A 23,811-nucleotide genomic window follows, 5' to 3' on the forward strand; every position below is an offset into this window, starting at 1 on the left:
CTGTGCCCTTAGGGCTTTGCCCAAGGGATGTCACAGAAATCCGGCCGGCCTAAGTCCTTGGGCCGGAAAGACCCTTCTCACCGCGCAGACGCGCGGTGTCTGGATTCCTGTGACGAGCACAGGAATGAGGGAGCAACAAATGTGCTCCCTGCCTTCATTCCCGCTCCGCCGACTTCGCCCAGAGGTTGATATCGGCCTCCTTGGCATAGACATCGATCTCCTTCAGCTCCTCGGCCGAGAACTCGATATTATCCAGCGCTTTGACGCAATCGACGATCTGCGACGAGCGGCTGGCGCCGATCAGCGCCGAGGTCACGCGTCCGCCGCGCAGCACCCAGGCTATCGCCATCTGCGCCAGCGTCTGGCCACGCCTTTCGGCAATCTCGTTGAGCCTGCTGATATTGTCGATGATCGAGGGGCGGATGAAATCGCGCTTCAGGAAATGGTTCTGAGCTGCCCGGCTGTCGGCCGGAATACCGCCGAGATACTTCGTCGTCAGCATGCCCTGGGCGAGCGGCGAGAACACGATCGAACCCATGCCGATGTCATCGAGCGTATCGAGCAGCCTGTCATCCTCGACCCAGCGGTTGAGCATTGAATAACTCGGCTGATGGATCAGGCAGGGCGTGCCGAGGTCCTTGAGGATGGCGGTTGCTTCGCGGGTGCGCTGCGAATTATAGGAGGAGATCCCGACATAGAGCGCCCGGCCGGAGCGGACGATATGGTCGAGCGCGCCGCAGGTCTCTTCCAGCGGCGTTTCCGGGTCGAAGCGATGCGAATAGAAGATGTCGACATAGTCGAGGCCCATGCGCTTCAGGCTCTGGTCGCAGGAGGCGACCAGGTACTTGCGGCTGCCCCATTCGCCATAGGGACCAGGCCACATATCGTAGCCGGCCTTCGAGGAGATGATCAGCTCGTCGCGAAGCCCGGAGAATTCGGTGCGCAGGATCTCGCCGAAGGCGGCCTCTGCGCTGCCGGGAGGCGGGCCGTAATTGTTGGCGAGATCGAAATGGGTGATGCCGAGGTCGAAGGCCGTGCGGCACATGTCGATCTTCCGGTCATGCGGCGTATCACCGCCGAAATTGTGCCAGAGGCCGAGGGAGACGGCCGGAAGCTTCAGGCCGGAGCGGCCCGTGCGGTTATATTTCATTTTTGAATATCGGTCTGCTGCCGGTTGCCAGCTCATGGAAGTCTCCTTAATCGAATAACAGCGTCCTCATCATGCAACGTCTTCGGCTCACGAAAACGCCGACGCCTACCCCCTGTCTGCCTGCCGGCACCTTCTCCCCGCGAGCGGAGAGAAGGGAAATGCCACAGCCTGTCCTTCCCCACCACCTCTCACATGGCGCGTCCCTCACCCGTTTAGGCGGAAAGGGTTAGGGTGAGGGGCAACCATCGGCAAAAACCGGATCGTGAGGCCGACATGATGAAACAAATGGAGCAAGCGCGCCAATACGGCAAGCGCAGGCGCGCTTTCTCCGCTACCTCAACAGCGCCTGCGCCTCTTCGATGCCAAGCGCCGCTGGCTGGGTGCAAGTCGTCGTCAGCTCGATAAAACGATCCTCCTCGCCTGATTTCAGGATCGAGGTCATGACGTCGACGCCGTGCAGAGTGCGGTCAAGCGAGCAGCGCGCATCGCGGCCTTCGATCAGCGACATTGCCATATCGGCAAGGCCAGCCGTGCGGTAATTGGCCCGCGAGCCGCTCGGACTTTCCTGGTTGATCTTGCCGAAGGGGTGCTCCCAGGGCTCGAGCGGCTTGATGTCCTTGTCGCGACCGCTGGCCTCTACGGTGCCGCCGAAGAAGTTCGGGTCCGGCACGTAGAGAGAGCCGTCGGTGCCGTAGAGTTCCATATTCGCATGGCGATGCGACCACACATCCCAGCTTGCCGACAGCGTCACCGTGGCGCCGCTGACGAATTCGAGCAGCGCCTGGATCGTCGTCGGCGTCTTGACCGGGATGATTTCGCCGTGGCGCGGCTGGCTGGTAATCGTCCGGGTCGCCGATGCCATCGAGGTCATGGCGCCGACGCGCTTCACTGGGCCGATCAGGTTGATCAGATTGGCGATGTAATAAGGACCGAGATCCAGGATCGGGCCGCCGCCCGGCAGGAAGAAGAAATCCGGGTTCGGATGCCACATCTCCATACCGGGGCTCATGACATAGCAGGCTCCCGAGGTCACCCGGCCGATGCCGCCATCGTCGATGAACTTGCGGGCGAGCTGATGGGCGCCGCCGAGGAAAGTGTCCGGCGCGCAGCCGACGGCAAGGTTCTTCGCCTTGGCGATGCGGCGAAGCTCTTCGCCCTGCTCAAGCGAAAGCACCAGCGGCTTTTCCGAATAGACGTGTTTGCCGGCTTCGAGGATCGCCTTCGACACCGGAAAATGCGCATCCGGGATCGTCAAGTTGACGACGACGTCGATCTCGTCATTGGCGAGAAGCTCGTCGATCGTCTGTGCCTTGACGCCATATTCCTTGGCGCGGGCCTCGGCGGCCTGCACGTTGATATCGGCGCAGGCCAGCACCTTCAGCCCCTTGAAGAGCGGTGCCAGCGAGAAGTAGGTGGTGGAGATGTTGCCGCATCCGATGATGCCAACGCCAAGTTCCCTGGTCATGATTTGCCTCAATAAGTCTGGAAGGATGCAATCGAACGGCTGATGTTGCGGTCGATGTCTTTCGGATTGTCATGTTCGACGACGAAGTGCTTCGCCTTGGTGCCGCGCAGTGTGGCAATCAGCTTGGCCCATTCGACCTTGCCGTGGCCGACATCGGCCCAGCCGTCTTCATCCGTCGCTTCACCGGCCGGCGCGATGTCCTTGACGTGGACTGCGGTAATGCGCGAGCCGAGCGTGTCGATCCAGGCAAAGGGATCGGCGCCGCCCCGGATAACCCAGGCAATATCGGCTTCCCAGGAAATGTCGGGCGCGCCTTCGAAGATGCGCTCGATCGGCAGCGAGCCGTCAGCCAGCTTGACGAATTCGAAATCATGATTGTGCCAGCCGAACTCGTAGCCGGCATCCTTATAGGGCTTGCTCATTTCCTGTAGACGCTTGCCGAAGGCGAGCCAACCGGCTCCGTCCGAGGGGCGCTGGTCGGCCGCCAGATGCGGGGCATAGATCGAATCCATGCCGAGTATCCTAGCGATGTTGAGCGACTTCTGGACTTCCTTCTCCAGAAAGTCGGGACTGAAGTGTCCGCTCGCCATCACCAGGCCGTTCTTGTCGAGATCGGCGCGAAGGCTCTTCAGTCCCGCATCGTCGAGATCGGCATAGATGCCGCCGAACCCCTCGACCTCCGCATAGCCTGATTTGCCGAGCTTTTCGAAAATCACAGAATAGGGCTGGAAGTTGCGCGCACTGTAGAGCTGGTAGCTGAGTTTCGTCATCTTATTCTCCTTGGGCCTCGTGCCCATTTCTTGGAAGGATCAATCCGCCGATTGGCAGGAATGCAGGTCGTAGAAGCGGAATTCCGGCAGCTTGCCACGTTCTAGCTGATGTGCCGGGGTGAAGGTGATACGGCGGCTCTCGCCTGCTGCAAGGTCGAAGGCGTTGTCGGAATATTTGCCGTCCGTCTCGCTCTCGATCATCACGAAGAGTGCAAGTCCCCTGGCGGTGACGTTGATGTCGATCGCGCCGCTCTTCTCGACATATTCGTGGGTAACAGTCAGGCCCGAGGGTTCCAGCTCCAGCGCCTTATAGGTGCCGTTGACATGGTGCCCCTCGCCGCCCATGCCGTTCGACGCGGTGAAATGCCAGGCAAGCAGCGTTCCCGGGTCAATCTCGGACACCTCGATCGCCGCGGCCGTCACCGCCGCATCCGGCGAACACATGGCCTGCACGTCTTTCAAATGCTTCCGCTCGCCCTTCATCGTCAGAAGCGAGATCGACAGATCGACGCTGACATCTGAAAGCGTGTCGTTAACGAGCGAGAAGCGGATCGTCTTGCCGTCCTGGGCGGGAATGGCGGCGACCGCGACCGGCTGGAAGAAACGTTTGACGAGATAGTGCATCGCCTTCCAGCGCCCCCCATAGTCGAGGCTCGACCATGAGGCGACAGGCCAGGTATCGTTAAGCTGCCAGTAGATCGTGCCCATGCAATGGGGCTTCAGCGACCGCCAATATTCCACCGCGGTCTTGATCGCCAATCCCTGTTGAATCTGGCTGAGATAGACGAAGTTCGGGAAATCCTTGGGGAAGCGGAAATAGCGGAACATCGTGCCGGCGATGCGCTCGTTGCCGCCCGCATTCTTCTGGTGCAGCTCCATGACGGGGGAAGCGACGTTCATGTCCTTCTCCTCGGCATAGGTTCTGATGACGGGCAGCGAGGTATAGGACTGGAAGCCGAATTCCGAGCAGAAGCGCGGCCGCACCGTACGGTAATTGTCGAACGATTTGTTCTCGTGCCAGACCGACCAGTAATGCATGTCGCCGGAGCCGTCGGCATGCCAGGCATCGCCGAAATCGAGATAGCCTGATGCCGGGCTCGACGGCCACCAGAGCGCCCCCGGCAGCGCCTTCTTCACCGCCTGTTCGATCGTCCGGTTGAGGCGGTCGTAGGAGACGAGGTAGCGGTCGCGGTCCTTCCGCGATTCCTCGAACCATGTCAGCGCGCCCACCAGTTCGTTATCGCCGCACCAGAGCGCGATCGAAGGATGCGAAGAGAGCCGGCGCACCTGGTAATCCACCTCGATCGCCACATTGCCAAGGAAGTCTTCGGTCGAGGGATAGAGGTTGCAGGCGAACATGAAGTCCTGCCAGACCATGAGGCCCAGCCGGTCGCAGAGATCGTAGAAATAGTCCTGCTCGTAGAAACCACCGCCCCAGACGCGGATCATGTTCATGTTGGCCGCTTTGGCCGATTGCAGTAGGTCCTCGGTCTTTTCAGGCGAAGACAGCGAGAACAGCGCATCGGCCGGAATCCAGTTGGCGCCCCGGCAGAAGACCTCGCGGCCGTTGACCTTGAAAGCGAAACGGCTGCCCGCCGCATCCGGCGTGGTGATCAGTTCGATGGTGCGAAGGCCGAGCTGCTTCATCACCACCTCGTCGGACAATTCGACGGAGAGCGTATAGAGCGCCTGTTCGCCATTACCGGAGGGCCACCAGAGACGCGGATTGTCGATATGGAAGAGGTGGTGGACATCCGTCTCGCCCTTGACACCGACATCGAGACGGATGCGCTCGCCGTCAAGATCGAAATAGACCTGGGCGATGCCAGCATGCTTGGCAAACAGGCTCGCCGTCACCATGAGGTCGACCGAGCCGTCATTATTGTGGATCTGGCGGGTGACGACATGTTCGATGCGCGCCGTCTCGATCTTTTTCAGCGCGATCGTGCCGTAGAGCCCAAGCGGCGCGATGGCGATGTTCCAGTCCCAACCGAAATGGCATTGCGGCTTGCGCAGCATGTTGCCGTCGGGGATCGGCGAATTGCCGGTGCTGTAGGGAATGTAGAAGGGCTGCTTTTTCTGCCGTTCGGCGCCGACGCCGGGATTAGAGGCAAAGACGATGCGGATCGAGTTGTCGCCCGCTTTCAGCATGCTGGAAACATCAGGCCGGTAGCGGCGGAAGCTGTTGTCGGCTTCGAGCACCAGAAAGCCATTGACATAGACGCTGGCGACCGTGTCGAGATAGTCGATATCGAGATACCAGTCGCCCTCGACCTCCTGCAGCGTGAAGCTGCGCTCTACCGTCCATTCACGCTGGGCAACCCACTGCACCTTCTCCTCGTTCCGGCCGAAATAGGGATCGGGGATCAGCCCTGCCCTATGCAGCGCCGTGTGCACGTCGCCGGGCAAGGTGATTGCGCTCTTGATCCCGCCATCAACAGATGTGAGCTGCCACGAACCGCAAAGGTCGATGCTGGAGAGGGTCGATTGTTGCGTCACGATATCATTTCCGATTTACGATTCTAGAAGAAGCGGCGCGTGCGCCGCTGCCCTGCCGCCTTGTCGTTCGCAAGGGGCGCTTCACCTCTCCTCCCTCATTCCTGTCCTCGGGCTTGACCCGAGGGATGTCACAGGAATCCAGTGCGCCCAAGTCTTTGGGCGCGGGAGACACTTCACTCGAAAGAGAGCCTGTGACATCCCTTGGGCGAAGCCGGAAGGCCACAGCAATGAGGGAGCATGGAGCACTGGTCGAACTCATACAAATAGCCTTGCAGCCAAACAGAAAGCAGACGGCACCATCTCCGACCCCGCCCGCGAAAATCTCCCTAAAGACGCAGCTCACTCTCGGCATCGAACACCGAAGCCAGCGCCATGTCGAAGCTCAGCTTTACCTTGGCCCCGACATCAAAGCGGCGTGCGCCGTTGACGCGGACCGACATCGTATGACCGGCATGTTTCAGCCACAGAAGATTGTCCGCCCCCATCGGTTCCTCGATATCGACGGTAGCGTCATGTTCTTCGCCGCCGGCATTCTCATTGACCTTGATGTGTTCGGGGCGGACGCCGAGCACCACCTTGCGGCCAGGCTGCAGCGTCTCGTTGGCGTCGTAGGCGGCGAGCGAGAAATTGACGCCGTTAGCGGTAAAGGCGATGCCGTCACCTGTTTTGACCAGTTCGCCGCGCAGGAAATTCATCGACGGCGAACCGATGAAGCCGGCGACGAAGAGATTGCGCGGCCGGTTGTAGATCGTCGTCGGATCGTCGAGCTGCTGGATGATGCCGCTCTTCATGATGGCGATGCGATCAGCCAGCGTCAGCGCCTCGATCTGGTCGTGCGTCACATAGATCATCGTATTCTGCAGCGACTGGTGCAAGCGCTTGATTTCGACGCGTAGTTCCGAACGCAGCTTGGCGTCGAGGTTGGACAGCGGCTCGTCGAACAGGAAGACGTCGACATCGCGCACCAGCGCCCGGCCGATTGCCACGCGCTGGCGCTGGCCGCCGGATAGTTCGGCCGGCTTGCGCTTCAAAAGCGGCTGGATCTGCAGGATCTCGGCCGCGCGCGCGACGCGCTTGTCGATCTCGGCCTGCGGCACCTTGGCGACGCGAAGGCCGAAGGAGAGGTTCTTCTCGACCGTCATCTGCGGATAGAGCGCGTAGGACTGGAAGACCATGCCGATGCCGCGGTCCTTCGGCTCTTCCCAGGTGACGTTCTTGCCCTTGATGAAGATCTGCCCTTCCGAAGCGTCGAGCAGGCCGGCGATGCAATTGAGCAAGGTCGACTTGCCGCAGCCGGACGATCCGAGCAGCACCAGGAATTCGCCATCGTTGATGTCGAGGTTGAGATCCTTCAGCACACTGACGGCGCCGAAATTCAGCGACAGATCCCTGATCGAGACGCTCGAATTGGAGACAGTTGAATTCATGTTCATGTGATCACCCCTTCACTGCGCCTGCGGCAATGCCGCGAACGAAAAGCCGTCCGGAGACGAAATAGACGATCAGCGGCACCAGGCCCGTGAGGATCGTCGCTGCCATGTTGACATTGTATTCCTTCACGCCCTGAACGGAATTGACGATGTTGTTGAGCTGCACGGTCATCGGATAGGTATCCGGCCGGGTGAAGACCACGCCGAACAGGAAGTCATTCCAGATGCCTGTGACCTGCAAGATCATGGCGACGACGAAGATCGGCAGCGACATCGGCATCATGATCTTGAGGAAGATCTGCCAGAAGCCCGCCCCGTCGACACGCGCCGCCTTGAACAGTTCCTCCGGCAGCGACACGAAGTAGTTGCGGAAGAGCAGTGTCAGGATCGGCATGCCGAAGATTGAATGCACGATGACGAGACCGGTCAGCGTGCCGTAGATGCCGATTTCACGCAGGATGATGACGATCGGATAGATCATCACCTGATAGGGAATGAAGGCCCCGATGATGAGGATCGAGAAGAATAGCTCGGAACCTTTGAACCGCCAGTTTGCCAGCGCATAGCCGTTCACCGAGGCGATCGCGATCGAGATGATCACCGACGGCACGGTGATGCGCACCGAATTCCAGAAACCGCGCGACAGGCCATCGCAGTTCAAGCCCGTGCAGGCCTCCGCCCAGGCCTTGACCCAGGGTTCGAAGGTGATCTCCATCGGCGGCGAGAAGATGTTGCCGAGACGAATTTCAGGCATACCCTTCAGTGACGTCACGACCATCACATAGAGCGGCAGCAGATAATAGAGCGCTGCAACTGTCAGCGTTCCATAGAGCATGATGTTGCGCGCTGACAGCGTCGGGCGCGGCTTCGGACCGCTCGGACCGTCGCCGAGCCTCTGTGAGACGGCGTCGAGGCCGGCAGCCGTGGTGTTGAGAGTTTCGATATCAGCCACGCTTGCGCCCTCCTCCGAACTCCAGATAGGCCCACGGAACGATGATGATCGCGACCGTGACCAGCATCATCGTCGATGCGGCGAAGCCCTGACCCAGATTCTGCGCCTGGAACATGTAATCGTAGACATATTTGGCTGGCACTTCCGATGAGATGCCGGGACCGCCCGAAGTCTGCGCCACCACGAGGTCGTAGACTTTGACGATGCCGGAGGCGATGATGACGATCGTCGTGATGAATACGGGCCGCATCATCGGAATGACGACGAGCAGGTAGGTCTTCCACATCGGGATGCCGTCGACGCGGGCCGCTTTCCAGATATCCTCGTCTATGCCGCGCAGGCCGGCAAGCATCAGACACATGACGAGGCCCGTTCCCTGCCAAAGCGCCGCAATCAGAATCCCGTAGATGACGATTTCGGGCGTATAGAGCGGATTGAAGGTGAAGCTTGTCCAGCCGAGCGATCGCACCACCGACTGGACGCCGAAGTCCGGGTTCAGAACCCACTGCCAGACGAGACCGGTCACGATGAAGGACAGCGCGAAGGGGTAGAGAAAAATGGTGCGAAAAGTGTTTTCGAAACGGATCTTCTGATCCATGAGCGCGGCGAGCACAAATCCGATGACCAGGCTGAAGATCAGCGAGAGGACGCCGTAGAGCGCCAGATTTTCGATTGCAGTAACCCAGCGGGGTGCCGCCCAGAGACGGTGATACTGGTCAAAGCCGACGAAGCTCAACCGCGGGAGGAGCTTGGAATTGGTGAAGGAATAAAAGACCGTCCAGAACGTGCCGCCGACAAAGATCACCAGCGCTGTCAGGATCATCGGAATGGACGCAATCTTGGCGTTCAGATTGCGCAGTAACTTGTTTGGCCGGCCTGCTTGCGCTTGACCCGTCATGAAACCTCTCCTCAAATCGCAGCTGCGGCCGGTAGCGGCCGCTCTCACCCCCGCCCGCGGGATCCGCCGGAATGGCCGGCAAGACCATCGAAACTTGCGGGAGGATCCGGCTCCGGGGAGCCGGATCGCACGGGCAGCGAACCTGCCGATCAGTCAGCCGAAGCGATGATCTCGGCGAAACGCTTCTGAGCGTCTTCCGGCGTCATCGACGGGTTGGCGAAGAATTCGGAGAAGAGATCTTCCTTCTGCTTCTGGCTGTCGGCCGAAAGCAGCTGGTCGGTGCCCTGAATCACGTTACCCTTCGCCAGGATGTCGAGGCCCTTCTTCATGCAGTCGTTGGCGGCGGCAAGATCGACGTCGCCGCGAACCGGCAGCGAGCCCTTCTTCAGGTTGAAGGCAACCTGGGTCTTGGGGTCGAGCAGGGTTTTGGCGAGCACGGCCTGTGCCTTGGACTTTTCCTCATCCTTCAACAGCGGGAAATAGAAGGCGTCACCACCCGTCGAGATGATTTCGTTGACGCCGAGACCCGGCAGGCAGGTATAGTCGGTGCCGGCCTTCTGACCGGCGAGCGCGAATTCGCCCTGCGCCCAGTCACCCATGATCTGACCGCCGGCCTTGCCCGTGATGACGAGGTTGGTCGCCTGGTTCCAATCCTGGACGTTACTGCCCTTGGACATGCGGCGGGCGTCGTCGGCAGCCTTGAAGACCTTGGCGATCTCGGGTCCGGCGGCGACCTCTGCATCCTTGTCCTTGAAGACCTTGTTGAACACGTCCTTGCCGGCGACCGCGACCATCAGCACGTCGAAGGCGCCTGTCGCCTGCCATGGCTGACCGCCGACAGCGAGCGGAATGATACCGGCCTTTTCGAGAGCCGGAGCGGCAGCGACGAATTCGTCCCAGTTCTTCGGAACCTCGACACCGGCCTTCTTGAATGCGGCGTTCGAAAGCCACAGCCACTGCCAGGAGTGGATGTTGACCGGAGCGCAGTAGATCTTGCCGTCGATCGTGCAGGAATCGAGCAGGCTCGACGGACGAATAATATCCTTCCAGTGCTCTGCGGTCGCGACATCGGTCAGGTCGCGCATCAGGCCAGCCTGAACCAGTTCCTCGGCCTGGCGGCCGTGGTTGAACTGGGTGGCGCCCATCGGGTCGCCGCCGGTGATGCGGCTGATCATGATCGGGCGCGCCGTGCCGCCGGAACCGGCGATAGCGCCGTCGACCCAGTGGTTGCCGGTGGCGTCGAATGCCTTTGCCAACTCGGCGACAGCAGCGGACTCGCCGCCAGACGTCCACCAATGGGTGACTTCGAGATCGGTGGCGCTGGCGCTGATCGGAAGCGCAGCGGAAGCGGCAAGCATGGCCGCCATCATACGAATTTTCATGAGTTCTCCTCCCTCACTGAAACGTTGCCGGAAAAACTTAGATCAATCGATTTCCCCACGCAACTGCCCGCCCGTAAATTTTTCTTTAAAGATCAGGATTACCACTTCTGACTGTTTCGGAAGACCGCCCCACACCCGGTGAATCGGCAGTCGGGCAGACTTTTCCGCAGGCGCTTCCTCAGATTATTACGGTGAAATTTAATGATAATTTTCAAATTGCAGTTTCGAACTCCGCATTACCTTTTTCGCACCTGCAGAAAAATCTCGTCGGAATAACCGATTCAACCTATGCGAATGATATTGCGACGCACACAAGAAAAACTGCTCGACATTTCTACTGTATCGTTACAGATTGAGTTCTTCAGGGAGGCGCGATTTTGGCAGGCGGCGGGCTTACGGCGCCTGAAAAAGCCTCTATAAGCGAGACCAATTCGCGCAAGGCGGCCTACAGGGATGGAAAACAAGGGAAATTTCGGACAGGCGACATCGACGGCGGTGACGCGCGAGCGCCCGACGTTGAAGACGATCGCCTTCATGACGGGCCTCGGCGTGACGACGGTATCGCGTGCGCTGAAGGACGCGCCGGATATCGGTGCCGAAACCAAGGAGCGGGTGCGCATGGTCGCCCGCCAGCTCGGCTACCAGCCGAACCGGGCGGGTGTGCGCCTGCGCACCGGCAAGACAAACGTTATCGCCCTCGTCCTCAGCATCGATGAAGAGATCATGGGCTTCTCCAGCCAGATGGTCTTCGGCATATCCGAAGTGCTGTCCGGCACGCCTTATCATATCGTCGTGACACCGCATTCCCACAGCAAGGATCCGATGCTGCCAGTGCGCTATATCCTCGAGACTGGCTCGGCCGACGGCGTCATCATCTCGCGTATCGAGCCGGACGACCCGCGCGTGCGGCTCTTGTCCGAACGCGGCATGCCCTTTGCCACGCATGGGCGCACCGATGCAGGTCTCATCCACCCCTTCCACGATTTCGACAACGAGGCCTTCGCCCATCAGGCGGTGGAACGCCTCGTCAAACGAGGTCGGCGCCGCATCGCCCTGCTGCAGCCGCCAAGCAAGCTCACCTATTACACCCATATCCGCATCGGCTTCCAGACCGGCCTGCACGATTACGGCGCCGAAGAAGTGCCGCTGCGCGTCAATACCGACGCGCCGCTCGCCGATATCCGCGACATCATCGAAGTGATGATGCGCTCGGCCAACGCGCCTGACGGGATCGTCTGCTCGGCCGGCAGCGCCGCGATCGCCGTCAATGCCGGCATCGAGGCCGCCGGCAAGGCGCTCGGCCGCGATCTCGACATGGTCTCCAAGCAGTCGGTGCCGATCCTCAACTGGATCCGTCCCGAAATCATCACCGTCCAGGAAGACGTGCGCCAGGCCGGGCGCGAAATGGCCAAGGCCGTCATCGCCCGGATCGACGGCGTCGAACCCGAACTGCTCCAGAGCATCAGCCAGCCGATCTGGCCGGAGGGTGACAGATAGGGCAGTGGCGAGCGGGACGACAACTAGCGAAACAATGCCAACATCGAAAACATACATGATGTAACGCCCGCCCTATCCCTAAGCGCGGCATTCCCCAACATCCCTCATCCTGAAGGCGCGCAGGCCGAATGCCGAAGCCTCGAAGGGCACACCGCAGCGCTCCTCCTTCTATCAATGTTCCCGCCATGCCGAGCACCCGCCCCGTCCTTCGAGGACCCTACGGGGCGCCTCAGAGTCTGTGAATCTTTTGGATTTTCGTCCGTTTTGCGAGAATTAGGTCATTGATTTAACTAGCTAAAAATCGCAAAATCATAGATTCACAGGCTCTCAGGATGAGGCTTTCTTGGGTGCCCGCGCAATAGCCGGACGGAACCGGCTGTTCCACGTCACCATTGAGGATATGCTATCATCCCATCCTTATTTTAGTGGCCCGAAGAAAAACGAGCCCTACCCTCGGATTCGCAAGTGGGCATCGGCTCGAAAAAAGCCAAGATTGGCCGCCATCTCACGAAACGTACCGCGGAGATGTCGACAGGATGCAGCAGAGCAGCGTGCCTTATTTCAGCCAATGGGAAACGCCCGGCATGACGCTGCCGGTGCTTGCCGAGGGTTCGCAGGCGCTGCTCAGGGATCCGCTCTGGCGCCAGTCGGGAGCCGCGACCATCGAAGAATATGCGCGCTGGGCGGTGAATGTCTGCGGCATGGCCTGCCTGAAGATGATCCTGGCCGCGCGCGGCGAGATCCATCCTACTCTCGAGCTTGCCCGCGCCTGCACTAGATATGGCGGTTATGTCGTCAACGAGATCGATGCCTCGATCAAGGGGTTGATCTACGCCCCGTTCGTCCGTTTCGCCGCCGAGCGTTTCGGTCTCAGCGCCGAGGCAATGACCAACGTCGAAACTTCAGCCATCCCGGAACTTCTGTCGAAACGCCGGTTCTTCATAGCCTCGGTGCATTCGGCCATCCGCTGGCCGGAGCGCGAGCCGCCGGCAAAGGGCGGTCATCTCGTGCTGGTGACATCAGCCTCGCAGGAGACGATCCATTTCCACAATCCGTCCGGCCATGACGCGGCAATCCAAGCCGATGTCACGCTGCCACTTGCCGTCTTCGATCGTTTCTTTGCCAATCGCGGCATATCGGTCGAGGCCTGATCTTTCCGACATCCCATCGCTTCGGAGGCTTTCATGACCCCTTCCCCAACAGGCTGCGCATCGCCGTGCTCTTCGGCGGCCGTTCGGCCGAGCACGAGGTTTCCATCCTCTCGGCGACCAACGTGATGGCTGCCCTGGAATCCGAGAAATACGATGCCCTTCCCGTCTTCGTCACCCGCGAGGGACAATGGCTGCTGAGCAGCTTCGAGGACGGCCGGCTGGCGACACCCTCGTCAGGCACGGAAATCTGCCTCGTGCCGGGCGGTCGCGGGCGCATGCTGGCCATGTCAGCCCATGGCGCGCCGCATGAATTGCCAAGGATCGACATCCTGTTTCCCGTGCTGCACGGCCCTCATGGTGAGGACGGATCGGTGCAGGGCGCAGCTGAAGTGGCGCGCGTGCCGCTCGCCGGCTGCGGCATCCTCGGTTCAGCCGCAGCCCTCGACAAGGATATCGCCAAGCGTCTGCTGCGGGCCTCGGGCCTGCCGGTGGCGCGCGCCGTGACGATCCACGAGGGTGCGGCCCCTTCACTCTCCGCACTCGAAGCCGAACTCGGCCTGCCGCTCTTCATCAAACCGGCACGACAGGGATCGTCGGTCGGCGTCGCCAAGGTCCATGCCAGCCAGGAATTCGCCGCAGCGCTCGAGCAGGCCTTCCGTCATGACAGCGTCCTGCTTGCCGAGGAATTCGTCGCCGGCCGCGAGATCGAATTCAGCGTGCTGGAAGATAGCGACGGCAAGCTCTTCGTCTCCCGCCCGGGCGAGATCGTGCCGGCGGAAAGCCACGGCTTCTACAATTACAACGCCAAATATATCGATGAGAACGGCGCTGCCTTGAAAGTCCCGGCCGACCTGCCGGCGGAGATCGAGGCCGCCATGCGCGACACGGCCGCAAGGGCTTTCCGGGCCGTCGGCTGTGACGGCATGGCGCGCGTCGATTTCTTCCTGACATCGGACATGCGCTTCGTTATCAATGAGCTCAACACCATTCCCGGCTTCACCGATATCAGCATGTATTCCAAGGCTATGGCGGCAAGCGGCGTCAGCTATGCCGAGATCATCGACCGTCTCGTGGCGCACGGCATGGCGCGCGCCAGCCGCGCGGCCTGAAGGCAGAGCGTTCAGCGCCGCCTAAAGATACACCACTGGAAAGACTGCCGGCCGCCGCCGGGGGTCGTGTGCTCTTCGCGCCAGTCGCGCTCCAGCGTGAAGGCCGTCGAGAACTCCGCCTCCAGCGCGGCCGCGTCGTAACGCTGGACCGGCAAGCCGCTGCACCGTTCCGGCCCGTCCGGCGCGAAAGTCGCGAAGATCACGACGCTGCCCGGCGCCGTGCCGGCTTCGAGCGCATGGCGATAGGCAAGCCGCTGCTCCGGCGCGGTGAGAAAGTGAAAGACGGCGCGGTCGTGCCATACGTCGTAGTAGCGCCCGGATCTCCATACGGTGACATCGGCCACCAACCAGGTGACCCGCATGGCGTCGTCGCCCAGCCGCACCTTCGCGACGTCGAGTGCCGGTGCGGCGATATCGAGAACGGTAAGGTCTGACCACCCGCGTTCGATGAGACGATCGACGAGGCTCGACGCGCCGCCGCCGACATCGATCAGCGAAGCCGTAGCCGGCAGCTGCAGTGCATCAATCGCCTTGAGGGAAGGTTCCGGCGTCGGCTGATACCAACTGACGCGGTCGGCTGCCTTCGTGCGATAGACTTCGTCCCAGTGCTCACGTGTGCCGTTCGTCATCCTACATCCATTTTGGCAGCGTCCGATCCTGATCCATCAACATATAGGGATTGAGACGTCGTCCCCAACCGCCCCACACGCGCAACCATATGCGCGCTTCAGGAAGGAATGTGGCGGTAAACAAGATCGCTGGGCTCGTTCCGGGGCGCTATGGGATTGAGACGCGCCCCAGCCGCTCGGCAACGGCCACGGATGCCGCATTGCCGGGAGCGATATAGCTCACAAGCGACGGCAGCTTGGGTGTCTCAAAAGCCCAGCCGCGCAACGCAAAGGCTGCCTCGGTCGCATAGCCCCTGCCTTCATGCCCTCCATAAACGAACCATCCAGGTTCCTTTTCCGGAAAGAGTGGCCCGTGGTTGATCCCCACCTGGCCGATACATTCGCCGGTTTCAACGAGATCGATCATCAGCGCTCCGTGCCCGAAAAGCCGCCACAGAGCCACGTCGTGCAGAACATCCCCCATGCCGCGCGCGCGTCGAAGGGCCGCCCATTCCGGTGGACCGCGGCGAAGCCATCAGCCGCGCATAGGCGGCGAAGTCATCGATCTCAGGCATATGGAGCCTAAGGCGTGCGGTTCGGAGGGTGATCGCGCCCATTCCGGACATGTCATTGCCTTTCTGCTGAAGATCTAGTTTTCGAACGCCGGAGCGAACCGGAGCGTGCCGCTCGGCGCCGGCCCGCGAAGGACAATGCGCTGGACGAGCCGCTTGTCGAGATCATGATAGCTGAGTTTCCCGTCGCTGCTGAAACCAGCGCCGCGATAGACATCGGGATTGCCGATCAGCGCGCATCCGCTGGCGCCCATCTCCTCCAGCAAAGCGAGCCCCTTTGCAATCAGCGCCTTGCCGATGCCTTGCCGCTGTCTCCCCGGCTTGACTGATATCGGACCCAGTCCGAACCAGCCGCGATGCGCACCGTTGATCGCCACCGGCGAAAACGCGACATGCCCCAGGATCTCGCCTTTTTCCTCGAGGACCAGCGAGATCGTGAGATCGCCGCTCGCGCGAAGCCTCTGGATGATCTCCGCCTCAATACCTTCGCTGTAGGGCATGGCCGCAAAGGCGATCGACGTCAAATCGTGGATCGCATCGATATCTGCGGGCGTCTCATATCGGATTAGCATCCCTACAATCCTCAGGAGCAATGTTCCGCAGATGCTATGAAGGGAAAGTCGAAAATCAGCAAGTCATACTACCCCACCGGGAGCTGCGCTACGGCGCCACGTCGGCCGGCGCAGCGCGCCATGCACCTAACGAAAAAGCCCGGCACGATGGTCGGGCTTCCTGATTGCTTCTACGCAAACCTCAGAAGGTCGCCGCACCGCTGCCCCAGGGACCGTGGTGGAAATCCTTGCCGTCCAGGCGGTCGAAGCCGTGGGCGCCGAAGAAGTCGCGCTGGGCTTGGATGAGGTTGGCGGTGCCCCGGCCCTGGCGGTAGGCGTCGAAATAGGTGAGCGCGGAGGTCAGCGCCGGCACCGGAAGGCCGGCGGCGAGAGCGGCGGTCACGACGCGGCGAAGCGCTGGGATCGATTCCTTGACCATGGACGAGAAGGCCGGCGTGACGATGAGGTTCGCCGCATCGGGCGCATCGGTAAAAGCCTTGGTGATCTCGTCGAGGAACTGTGAGCGGATGATGCATCCGGCGCGCCAGATCTTTGCGATAACAGGCATCGGCAGCGACCAGTTGAACTCCTTGGAAGCTTCCGCCATCACGGCGAATCCCTGCGCATAGGCGCCGATCTTGGCGGCAAACAGCGCCAGTTCCAGATCCTTGTTGAGCTCGGGGCCGTAGGCGATCGGGAAGGAGACGGCCTGCGTGCCGAAGATCTTTTCGGCGGCTTCGCGCTGCGACTTCATTGAGGAGAGGCTACGAGCGGCGACCGCGGCTTCGATCGCCGTTGCCGGAATGCCCATGTTCTGCGCCTCGATCGCCGACCACTTGCCGGTGCCCTTCTGGCCTGCCTTGTCGAGGATCATGTCGACCATCGGCCCGCCGGAAACCGGATCGGTCGCCGCAAGCACCTTCTCGGAGATCTCGATCAGGTAGGAGTTCAGCCGGCCCTTGTTCCATTCGCCGAAGATGCCGGAGATTTCGGAGGCGCTCTTGCCGAGACCGTCGCGCAGGATGCCGTAGATTTCGGCGATCATCTGCATGTCGGCATATTCGATGCCGTTATGGATGGTCTTGACGAAATGGCCGGCGCCGTCATTGCCGAGCCAGGCGACGCAGGGCTCGTCATTGTAACGGGCGGCAATCGACGTCAGCACCTTCTCGACACGCTTCCAGGATTCTTCCGTGCCGCCGACCATGATCGACGGGCCGTGGCGCGCACCTTCTTCGCCGCCGGAAACCCCCATGCCGATGAAGGTCAGCTCCGTATCCTTGAGGCGCTCGAAGCGGGCGACGGTGTCGCGGAAATTGGCGTTGCCGGCATCGATCATGATGTCGCCCTTAGTGAGATGCGGGCGCAGCGCCTCCATCTGCTGATCGACGGCGTCGCCGGCCTTGATCATGATGATGATCGGACGCGGCGGCCGGATCGCATCGACGAACTCTTCGATGGTCTTGCAGGGAACGATCTGCTTCTTCAGATCGCCGGCGCTTTCATAGAATTCATCGGTTTTCTCGGGCGTGCGGTTGAAGACCGCGATTTTATTGCCTTTCTCCGCGATGTTGAGCGCCAGGTTGGAACCCATGACCGCAAGGCCGATCAGTCCGATTTCTGCCTTTTCCACGACAAACCTCCGATGTGTCATTTGGACCGGTGTTGTGGCACTGTCTCGCTCAAACGGCAAGTCTCGCGAGGGTCTAATCGGTTCGCAAAAGCCAACGAAATGCGGCTTTGATCGCCTGACTTGTCCGACAACCTCTCATCTGCGGCCGATCCGGAAGCCGCAAATTTTCGCGATCGCCCGTGCCGCCCTATCTCATGTTATCATGCGGACCTCGGGAGATAGCGTTTGGTTTCGAAAAGACGAAAAGACATGGCGCTGCTTGCGGCCCGCGCCGGCCGCTACCGCGAATATGCGCCGCCGCCCGCCTTGTGGCGCCATTTCAGCCGCCTCTGGTCGCATACGCTGAACGATGGACCGCCGGCGAGGGTGGCGATCGTGCCGGATGGTTATTGTGATCTCCTCTGGATTAACGGAAGGCTTGAGGTCGCCGGGCCCGCCAGGACGGCAGCCTTCCCTGTCATAAGGCCAGACGCGACCGTTATCGGCGCGCGCTTTGCTCCGGGCGCCGCAGCATCCTGGCTGAAGACGCCGCTCTCGGCGCTGGTCGGCCTCTCGGTGCCGCTTACCGACATCGGCCGGAAGGACACGAGCGACTTCGAGGCGCGGCTGCAAGATTGCCCGGAACCCGAGGCCGCCGCGACGCTGTTCGGCCGTCTGCTTGAAGAGGCCACGCGCGACGAGGAGGAGCCCGCCCGCGACGCCGCCATGATCTTCGCCGCCGCCGACAGCAACCGCCCGGTCTCCGGCCTGCCGGACCGGCTCGGCATAAGCGAAAGGCAGCTGCGCCGCCGCTGCCACCATCATTTCGGCTATGGCGCCAAGACTCTGGAACGCATCCGCCGGTTCCAACGTTTCCTCGACCTCTGCCGCAGGGCGGGTGCGACGCCACTAGCCGGCCTCGCGCTGGAAGCAGGCTTTGCCGACCAGGCCCATATGACCCGCGAGGTCCAAGAACTCTCGACGCTGACCCCCGCGATCATCCTCGACCAACTCGGCGGGCGGAAAAGGTCGGGCTGACCGTTTTGTTCAAGACACCGCCAGCCGGCCTTATTATTTCAGGGAAACCAAAATACAAGGACCTGCACCATGGCGACAATGCCTGCAAAAATCATCCACCAGTCGATCGAGCGCGACTGGCGGGATGTCTACGACTTCGCCGGCAAGCCGGAAAACATGCCGCTCTGGGCCTCCGGGCTTGCCACCGGCTTCGAGCCCGACGGCGCCGACTGGATCGCCCACGGTCCCCTCGGCGTCATCAAGGTGAGCTTGGTTCCCGCCAATGAATTCGGCGTGATCGACCATACGGTGACGATCGAATCCGGACTCAGGGTTTATAATGCCCTGCGCATCGTCCCGAACGGCGATGGCTGCGAGGTCATGTTCACGCTGCTGCGCCTGCCCGGCATGACAGACGCGCAATTTGCCGCCGATGCCGCGCATATCGAGAAGGATCTCGTCATGCTGAAAGCCCTGATGGAGAGATAGATGGCTCAAAACTCCGAACACAACGATCGCCGCATCGATTATGTCGAATTCAACGTCTCCGACATCGCCGCCGCCAAAGCCTTTTACGGCTCGGCCTTCGGCTGGCGCTTCACCGATTACGGCCCGAATTACTGCGAATTTGATGATGGCCGGCTGAAGGGCGGCTTCACCGATTTCGGCCCCGTTCGGCCGGGCGGCCCGCTGGTCGTTGTCTACGCCAGGGATCTGGAAGAGGTGCTGACCTCGGTCGAACGCGCCGGCGGCACGATCTGCCGGCCGATCACCGATTTCCCCGGCGGCCGCCGCTTTCATTTCCTCGACCGCGACGGCTACGAGCTCGCCGTCTGGGCGACGGCGTAAGTTAGAGCAATTCCAGCAACAGTGTGCAGCGGTTTTGCGTCCGGAATTGCGTGAAAACCAAGCGATAGAACAATTCCGTGATTCGAAGAAAAACAGAATTGCTCTAAACTACCGATCCATCACGATCAGAGCGCCGATCACCGTCGCGCCCGCGTCGCGCAGCGGCGACATGCGACAGCGTATCTGCCGCGATGCGCCGCCGCCAGCCTGGCGCTCATAGGTGTAGTCGATCTCCTCGCCGGCAAAACACGCGTCCAGCCTGTGCTTGGCGCATTCGGCGAAGCGCTCCTCGCCGATGAATTCGGAAAGGTGACGCCCGATCAGTTCCATTGGCTTCCTGTCGAGATGGACGCTGTTGGCCGCGTTGGAATAGAGGTAGCGGTAGTCCCTGGTCAGCACCGCGACACGGCCCGGCAGGCTTTCGAGGATCGCCGCGTTGAGGAATTGGCCGTTGTCGGTGTCGGGCACATAGGCTGCCGGCGGCTCGATGCGCACATCCTGCGGCGAAGGCACCCGCCAGTCCGGCGCATGCGTGCCGAAATAGCAGTCGAGCAGATGGGAAAGCACCGCCGCATGTTCTCTGACGCTGGCGCTGTCGTCCGCGTCCCGAGCGACAAGATGGCTGACGAACTGTAGCTGCATATAGACCTCGAGCAGATTGGCCGCCCGGCAGGCCAGGATAGCCTCGACCAGCGGCTCGACGTGACGGTCGAGCAACATGACGCGTTGATCATCGCCCAGACGTATGGCTTCCTCTATTTGCGCGCAGCGCAAGGAAAAGGCTCGAAAAAGCTCCAGCAAGACGCCTCCCACTCCCATTGTCCCAAGTGGCGTGTCCAAATTGTGTGGCAGCACTTTCCCAAATGCGCCCTAAGGTGGCTGTTATTCGCGCCTTGGTGGTGACGGCTAACATGAAGTTTACTCGGTTTCAATCCGAGAGCACCTGCCGCTTTTCACCGCTGATAAATCAGGGTTTGATTTTCAAGGCGCGAGCGTCTTCTTGATCTGCCAGCGGTCGTGATACCAGAGCCATTGTTCCGGATATTCCCGCACCCAGCTCTCCACCTTGTCGTTGAGTAGCTGGGCGGCCGCCGGCAGGTCGAGATAACCTTTAGCGTCGCGCGGCATCTCCAGCCGCGGCTCGATTTCCAGCCGATAGCGATTACCTGGCAGGCGGATGCAGCGTGCCGGATAGACCTCGCAATCGAACTGGCGCACCAGCTTCGGCAGCAGCGGATTGGTCTTCACGTCTAGCCCGAAGAAGGTGCCCTTCAGCCCCTTGCCGAATTTCTGGTCGACGAGCACGCCCACCCCCTGGCCCGCCTCCAACTGGCGTGCGAGCGCGAAGGAGGAGCCGGCATGCGAAGGCACCAGCTTGCCCATGCGGGCGCTGCGGAAGTCGAATACCTTCTTTGCGACATAGGGATTGTTCGGCGGCCGGAAAAGCACGGTGACTGTGAGCCCGAAGGCCGCGCCCGCCACCGGCAGCAGCTCGAAATTGGCAGTATGGCCGGTAAAGACGATGAAGGGGCGCGGATTGTCACGCAGGTCGAGGAAAATGGGGATGCCCGACACCTCCACTCTGCCCGGCTCCGGCCGTTCGGGGTCGTAGTCGAAGAGCTGGTCGAGAAAGACGTATTCGGCCGCGAGCCGACCCATATTTCCCCAGCTGCCGAGCGCGATCTCTTCGATCTCGGCCTCGCTCTTCTCAGGGAAAGCGTTGCGCAGATTGACGAGCATCAGCTTATGGCGGCGGGTCCGCCGGCCGAGGCGGCGCATCATCCGGTCGGCGAAGCGAATCGCGCCATCGGCCGGAAACAGCTTCAGCACGTTCAGGAAGCCGAACATCGCCTGCGCCACCAGCCATTGCTGGAAATTTCTGAGCGCCAGAACGACCCGGGTAATGAACAGCTTCACGTGAGGTCAGTCCATCTTCAGAATGATCTTGCCGAAGATCTGGCGGCTTTCCATCCGCTCCAGCGCCCGGTCGATATCGTCGAAGCCGACTTCGGTGTCGATGACCGGATGGACGAGCCCGCGGCCCATCTTCTGCATTGCATCGGCCATGTTCTCCATGCGGCAGCCGAACGAGCCGAAGAGCTTCAGCTGCTGCTGGAACAGCATCATCAGGTTCATCTCTGTGGAAACGCCGGAGGTCGAGCCGCAGGTGACGAGACGCCCGCCGCGCTTCATGCAGAGCATCGAACCCGCCCAGGTGTCTTTGCCGACGTGTTCGAAGACGACGTCCACACCCTTCTTCTTGGTGAGCTTGCGCACCACGCCTTCGAAGCGGTCGGTGCGGTAGTTGATGACGTGATCGGCGCCGAGAGCTTTGGCCTTGTCGATCTTGTCATCGGAACCGACCGTGGTAATCACGGTACAGCCGATCTTCTTGGCCAGTTGAATTGCCGCCGTGCCGATGCCGGAGCCGCCGGCATGGACGAGGATCGTTTCGCCGGGCTCGAGCTTGGCGTTGTCGAACAGCATGTGCTCGACCGTGCCGAAGGTGACGGGAGCGAGTGCGGCGCCGATCGCATCCACACCGGGAGGTGCGGGAACGAGCAGACGCGCCGGCAGGTTCACCTTCTCCTGCGCGAAACCATCGAGATGGAAACCATGCACGCCGGAAACATGCTCGCAGAGATTGTCTCGGCCTTCGCGGCAGGGCCGGCAGAGGCCGCAGGTGCGCGCGCCATAGATCGAAACCAGCTGGCCCGGCAGCACATTGGCGACCCCGGGACCGATCGCTTCGATGACGCCGGAGGCTTCCGCGCCGATGACGAGCGGCATCTTGCGCTTGGCGAAAGCCATGCCGCGCCAGCCCCAGACGTCGATATGGTTCAGCGCCACCGCCTTGACGCGCAGCGTCACCTCGCCGGCGGCAGGTGCCTCCGGTTCCGGCAGGTCGGTGATCTCAAGCTTGCGGTCGTCGATCAGTTGCAAAGCGCGCATGGCAAATTCCCTCGCCTCGGAGGCGTTCGTCTCGTCTTGAAATTGTCGGGAACCGCTTAAGCCGGTTCGAGCGCCATGACAAGGCTGGCATTCTGCCCGCCGAAGCCGAAGGAGTTTGAAAGCACGGCCGAAACCTGGGCCTCCCGCTTCCTGTTCGGCACGACATCGAGCACGATCGACGGGTCGGGATTGGCGTAGTTGATCGTTGGCGGCAGCGTGCCCGTCAGCATCGTCTGCAGCGAGAACACCGCCTCGACCGCGCCCGCCGCCGTCAGCGTATGGCCGATCATCGATTTGTTCGACGACACCGGAATGGCGACGAGCCGTTCGCCAAAGACGGCCGACATGGCGCCATATTCCATCTTGTCGTTCTCGGGTGTCGAGGTGCCGTGCGCATTGATGTAGCCGATGCCGCTCTCGTCGATGCCTGCGTCGGCAAGGGCCGCGCGGATCGTCGCGATCGCCGGACCGCCGTCGGGCGAAGACCGGGTGCGGTGGAAGCTGTCGGCCTTGTCGCCGGCGCCCTTCATGATGCCGAGCACCTTGGCGCCGCGGGCGACCGCCGCTTCCAGCGATTCCAGCACCAGCGTCGCCGCACCCTCGGCGATGACGAAGCCGTCGCGATCCTTGCTGAACGGCTTGGAGGCCTTGGTCGGCGGATCGTTTTGCGTCGAAAGAGCCGACAGAAGCGAAAAGCGGATCAGCGCCTCGGCGCTGAGCGACCCGTCGGTCGCAACCGTCAGTGCGCGATCGGTACGGCCCTGGCGGATCGCCTCGATGCCGAGCTGAATCGCAGTGACACCGGAGGCGCAGGCCGTCGACAAGGTCACGGGAAGGCCGCGCGTGCCGAACCGGTCGGCAAGGCGCTCGGAAATCGCGCCGAACAAGGCCGCCTCGTGGAAGGCCGGGTCCGGGCGCTGGCGCAGCGCCGTCAGGAAGCGCTCATAGGCATCGCCCGGATGATCGGCGGCCGGCGAGCGGTCTGCAAGTTCGAAACGGGCGCTCCATTCGGGTTCGATCGGCGGCGCGGCAAGGAACAGCGGGCCGTTGAAATCGCCTGATAGACCGGCATCGGCTAGTGCCTCGATGGTCGTCTCGCGCGCAAAGGCATAGGAACGCTCGACGGCATTCGGCACCGGAATGTCTATGAAATCGACAGTGCCGGCAATCCGTGTCGAGAGACCCTCTGTGGGAAAGCGATTGATCGCATGGATGCCCGAGGTGCCGGAGGAAAGAGCTGCCCAATTGTCCTTCAGCCCCTGGCCGAGCGAAGTGATGATGCCCATGCCGGTCACTGCGACGATCGGCCGACCGAGGTGATCCCTGTAAGCGGAAGCTGTCATATCT

Annotated in this window: 21 protein-coding genes and 1 pseudogene; 6 read left to right on the forward strand and 16 right to left on the reverse strand. The window is 61.4% G+C overall.

Features of this window, described 5'->3' with window-relative positions; translation table 11 throughout:
- Positions 1–154: 154 nt before the first annotated feature.
- The 8 genes from mgrA to HJC04_RS05810 all read right to left on the reverse strand — a co-directional run bounded on the left by mgrA (position 155) and on the right by HJC04_RS05810 (position 10,546).
- Positions 155–1,186, reverse strand: a complete 1,032-nt coding sequence (gene mgrA / locus HJC04_RS05775) for an L-glyceraldehyde 3-phosphate reductase (protein WP_221145251.1) — start codon at positions 1,184–1,186, stop codon at positions 155–157.
- Positions 1,187–1,481: 295 nt separating this feature from the next.
- Positions 1,482–2,615, reverse strand: a complete 1,134-nt coding sequence (locus HJC04_RS05780; RefSeq protein WP_221145253.1) for a Gfo/Idh/MocA family protein — start codon at positions 2,613–2,615, stop codon at positions 1,482–1,484.
- Positions 2,616–2,623: 8 nt separating this feature from the next.
- Positions 2,624–3,385: a sugar phosphate isomerase/epimerase gene (locus tag HJC04_RS05785; protein ID WP_210631003.1), complete on the reverse strand. Its 762-nt coding sequence runs from the start codon at positions 3,383–3,385 to the stop codon at positions 2,624–2,626.
- Positions 3,386–3,424: 39 nt separating this feature from the next.
- Positions 3,425–5,884 (reverse strand): glycosyl hydrolase 2 galactose-binding domain-containing protein, encoded by a 2,460-nt coding sequence (locus HJC04_RS05790; protein WP_221145255.1) that lies wholly within the window; start codon positions 5,882–5,884, stop codon positions 3,425–3,427.
- A 326-nt stretch (positions 5,885–6,210) separates the two neighbouring features.
- Entirely contained in the window at positions 6,211–7,317 is a 1,107-nt protein-coding gene (locus HJC04_RS05795) for an ABC transporter ATP-binding protein (protein ID WP_210631001.1), read from the reverse strand.
- A 4-nt stretch (positions 7,318–7,321) separates the two neighbouring features.
- Positions 7,322–8,266 (reverse strand): carbohydrate ABC transporter permease, encoded by a 945-nt coding sequence (locus HJC04_RS05800; RefSeq protein ID WP_221145257.1) that lies wholly within the window; start codon positions 8,264–8,266, stop codon positions 7,322–7,324.
- Positions 8,259–9,164: a carbohydrate ABC transporter permease gene (locus tag HJC04_RS05805; RefSeq protein WP_097599962.1), complete on the reverse strand. Its 906-nt coding sequence runs from the start codon at positions 9,162–9,164 to the stop codon at positions 8,259–8,261. Before HJC04_RS05805 ends, HJC04_RS05800 begins: the two co-directional genes overlap by 8 nt.
- Positions 9,165–9,313: 149 nt before the next feature.
- Entirely contained in the window at positions 9,314–10,546 is a 1,233-nt protein-coding gene (locus tag HJC04_RS05810) for an ABC transporter substrate-binding protein (RefSeq protein WP_210630999.1), read from the reverse strand.
- Positions 10,547–10,999: 453 nt separating this feature from the next.
- On the opposite strand from HJC04_RS05810, the gene HJC04_RS05815 reads away from it, so the two are divergent.
- The 3 genes from HJC04_RS05815 (at position 11,000) to HJC04_RS05825 (ending at position 14,303) form a co-directional block, all read left to right on the forward strand.
- Complete coding sequence (locus tag HJC04_RS05815; protein ID WP_210630998.1) at positions 11,000–12,043, forward strand: LacI family transcriptional regulator; 1,044 nt, start codon at positions 11,000–11,002, stop codon at positions 12,041–12,043.
- Positions 12,044–12,579: 536 nt separating this feature from the next.
- Entirely contained in the window at positions 12,580–13,194 is a 615-nt protein-coding gene (locus HJC04_RS05820) for a C39 family peptidase (protein WP_221145259.1), read from the forward strand.
- Positions 13,194–14,303 (forward strand): D-alanine--D-alanine ligase family protein, encoded by a 1,110-nt coding sequence (locus tag HJC04_RS05825; protein WP_221145656.1) that lies wholly within the window; start codon positions 13,194–13,196, stop codon positions 14,301–14,303. Before HJC04_RS05820 ends, HJC04_RS05825 begins: the two co-directional genes overlap by 1 nt.
- Positions 14,304–14,314: 11 nt before the next feature.
- Here HJC04_RS05825 and HJC04_RS05830 read toward each other — a convergent pair whose 3' ends face one another.
- From HJC04_RS05830 to gndA, 4 genes and pseudogenes are all read right to left on the reverse strand, one after another.
- Positions 14,315–14,932: a trans-aconitate 2-methyltransferase gene (locus tag HJC04_RS05830; protein ID WP_221145261.1), complete on the reverse strand. Its 618-nt coding sequence runs from the start codon at positions 14,930–14,932 to the stop codon at positions 14,315–14,317.
- A 98-nt stretch (positions 14,933–15,030) separates the two neighbouring features.
- Positions 15,031–15,537, reverse strand: a pseudogene (locus HJC04_RS05835) (GNAT family N-acetyltransferase).
- 23 nt (positions 15,538–15,560) lie between these two features.
- Complete coding sequence (locus tag HJC04_RS05840; protein WP_221145263.1) at positions 15,561–16,055, reverse strand: GNAT family N-acetyltransferase; 495 nt, start codon at positions 16,053–16,055, stop codon at positions 15,561–15,563.
- A 181-nt stretch (positions 16,056–16,236) separates the two neighbouring features.
- Positions 16,237–17,688 (reverse strand): NADP-dependent phosphogluconate dehydrogenase, encoded by a 1,452-nt coding sequence (gene gndA / locus HJC04_RS05845; RefSeq protein WP_221145265.1) that lies wholly within the window; start codon positions 17,686–17,688, stop codon positions 16,237–16,239.
- 204 nt (positions 17,689–17,892) lie between these two features.
- On the opposite strand from gndA, the gene HJC04_RS05850 reads away from it, so the two are divergent.
- The 3 genes from HJC04_RS05850 (at position 17,893) to HJC04_RS05860 (ending at position 19,512) form a co-directional block, all read left to right on the forward strand.
- On the forward strand, positions 17,893–18,684 hold the full coding sequence (locus HJC04_RS05850; protein WP_221145267.1) for a helix-turn-helix domain-containing protein: 792 nt from the start codon (positions 17,893–17,895) through the stop codon (positions 18,682–18,684).
- Between the two features lie 69 nt (positions 18,685–18,753).
- A complete protein-coding gene (locus HJC04_RS05855) occupies positions 18,754–19,152 on the forward strand; it encodes an SRPBCC family protein (RefSeq protein WP_210630991.1) in 399 nt (132 codons plus the stop codon).
- The gene (locus HJC04_RS05860; protein WP_210630990.1) at positions 19,153–19,512 is read left to right on the forward strand and encodes a VOC family protein; all 360 of its coding nucleotides are present in this window, start codon (positions 19,153–19,155) and stop codon (positions 19,510–19,512) included.
- Between the two features lie 108 nt (positions 19,513–19,620).
- On the opposite strand, the gene HJC04_RS05865 is transcribed toward HJC04_RS05860, so the two are convergent.
- The 4 genes from HJC04_RS05865 to HJC04_RS05880 form a co-directional block, all read right to left on the reverse strand.
- Positions 19,621–20,313 carry a PAS domain-containing protein gene (locus HJC04_RS05865; protein WP_210630989.1) on the reverse strand — a complete coding sequence of 231 codons (693 nt, stop codon included), beginning with the start codon at positions 20,311–20,313 and terminating at the stop codon, positions 19,621–19,623.
- Positions 20,314–20,493: 180 nt separating this feature from the next.
- Positions 20,494–21,429, reverse strand: coding sequence for a lipid A biosynthesis lauroyl acyltransferase (locus tag HJC04_RS05870; RefSeq protein WP_210630988.1), 936 nt, complete (start codon positions 21,427–21,429; stop codon positions 20,494–20,496).
- 6 nt (positions 21,430–21,435) lie between these two features.
- Positions 21,436–22,464 (reverse strand): zinc-binding dehydrogenase, encoded by a 1,029-nt coding sequence (locus tag HJC04_RS05875; protein ID WP_210630987.1) that lies wholly within the window; start codon positions 22,462–22,464, stop codon positions 21,436–21,438.
- A 56-nt stretch (positions 22,465–22,520) separates the two neighbouring features.
- Positions 22,521–23,807: a beta-ketoacyl-ACP synthase gene (locus HJC04_RS05880; RefSeq protein ID WP_221145269.1), complete on the reverse strand. Its 1,287-nt coding sequence runs from the start codon at positions 23,805–23,807 to the stop codon at positions 22,521–22,523.
- Positions 23,808–23,811: the final 4 nt, after the last annotated feature.

Source organism: Rhizobium sp. NLR8a, assembly GCF_019685235.1.
Lineage (GTDB): Bacteria > Pseudomonadota > Alphaproteobacteria > Rhizobiales > Rhizobiaceae > Rhizobium.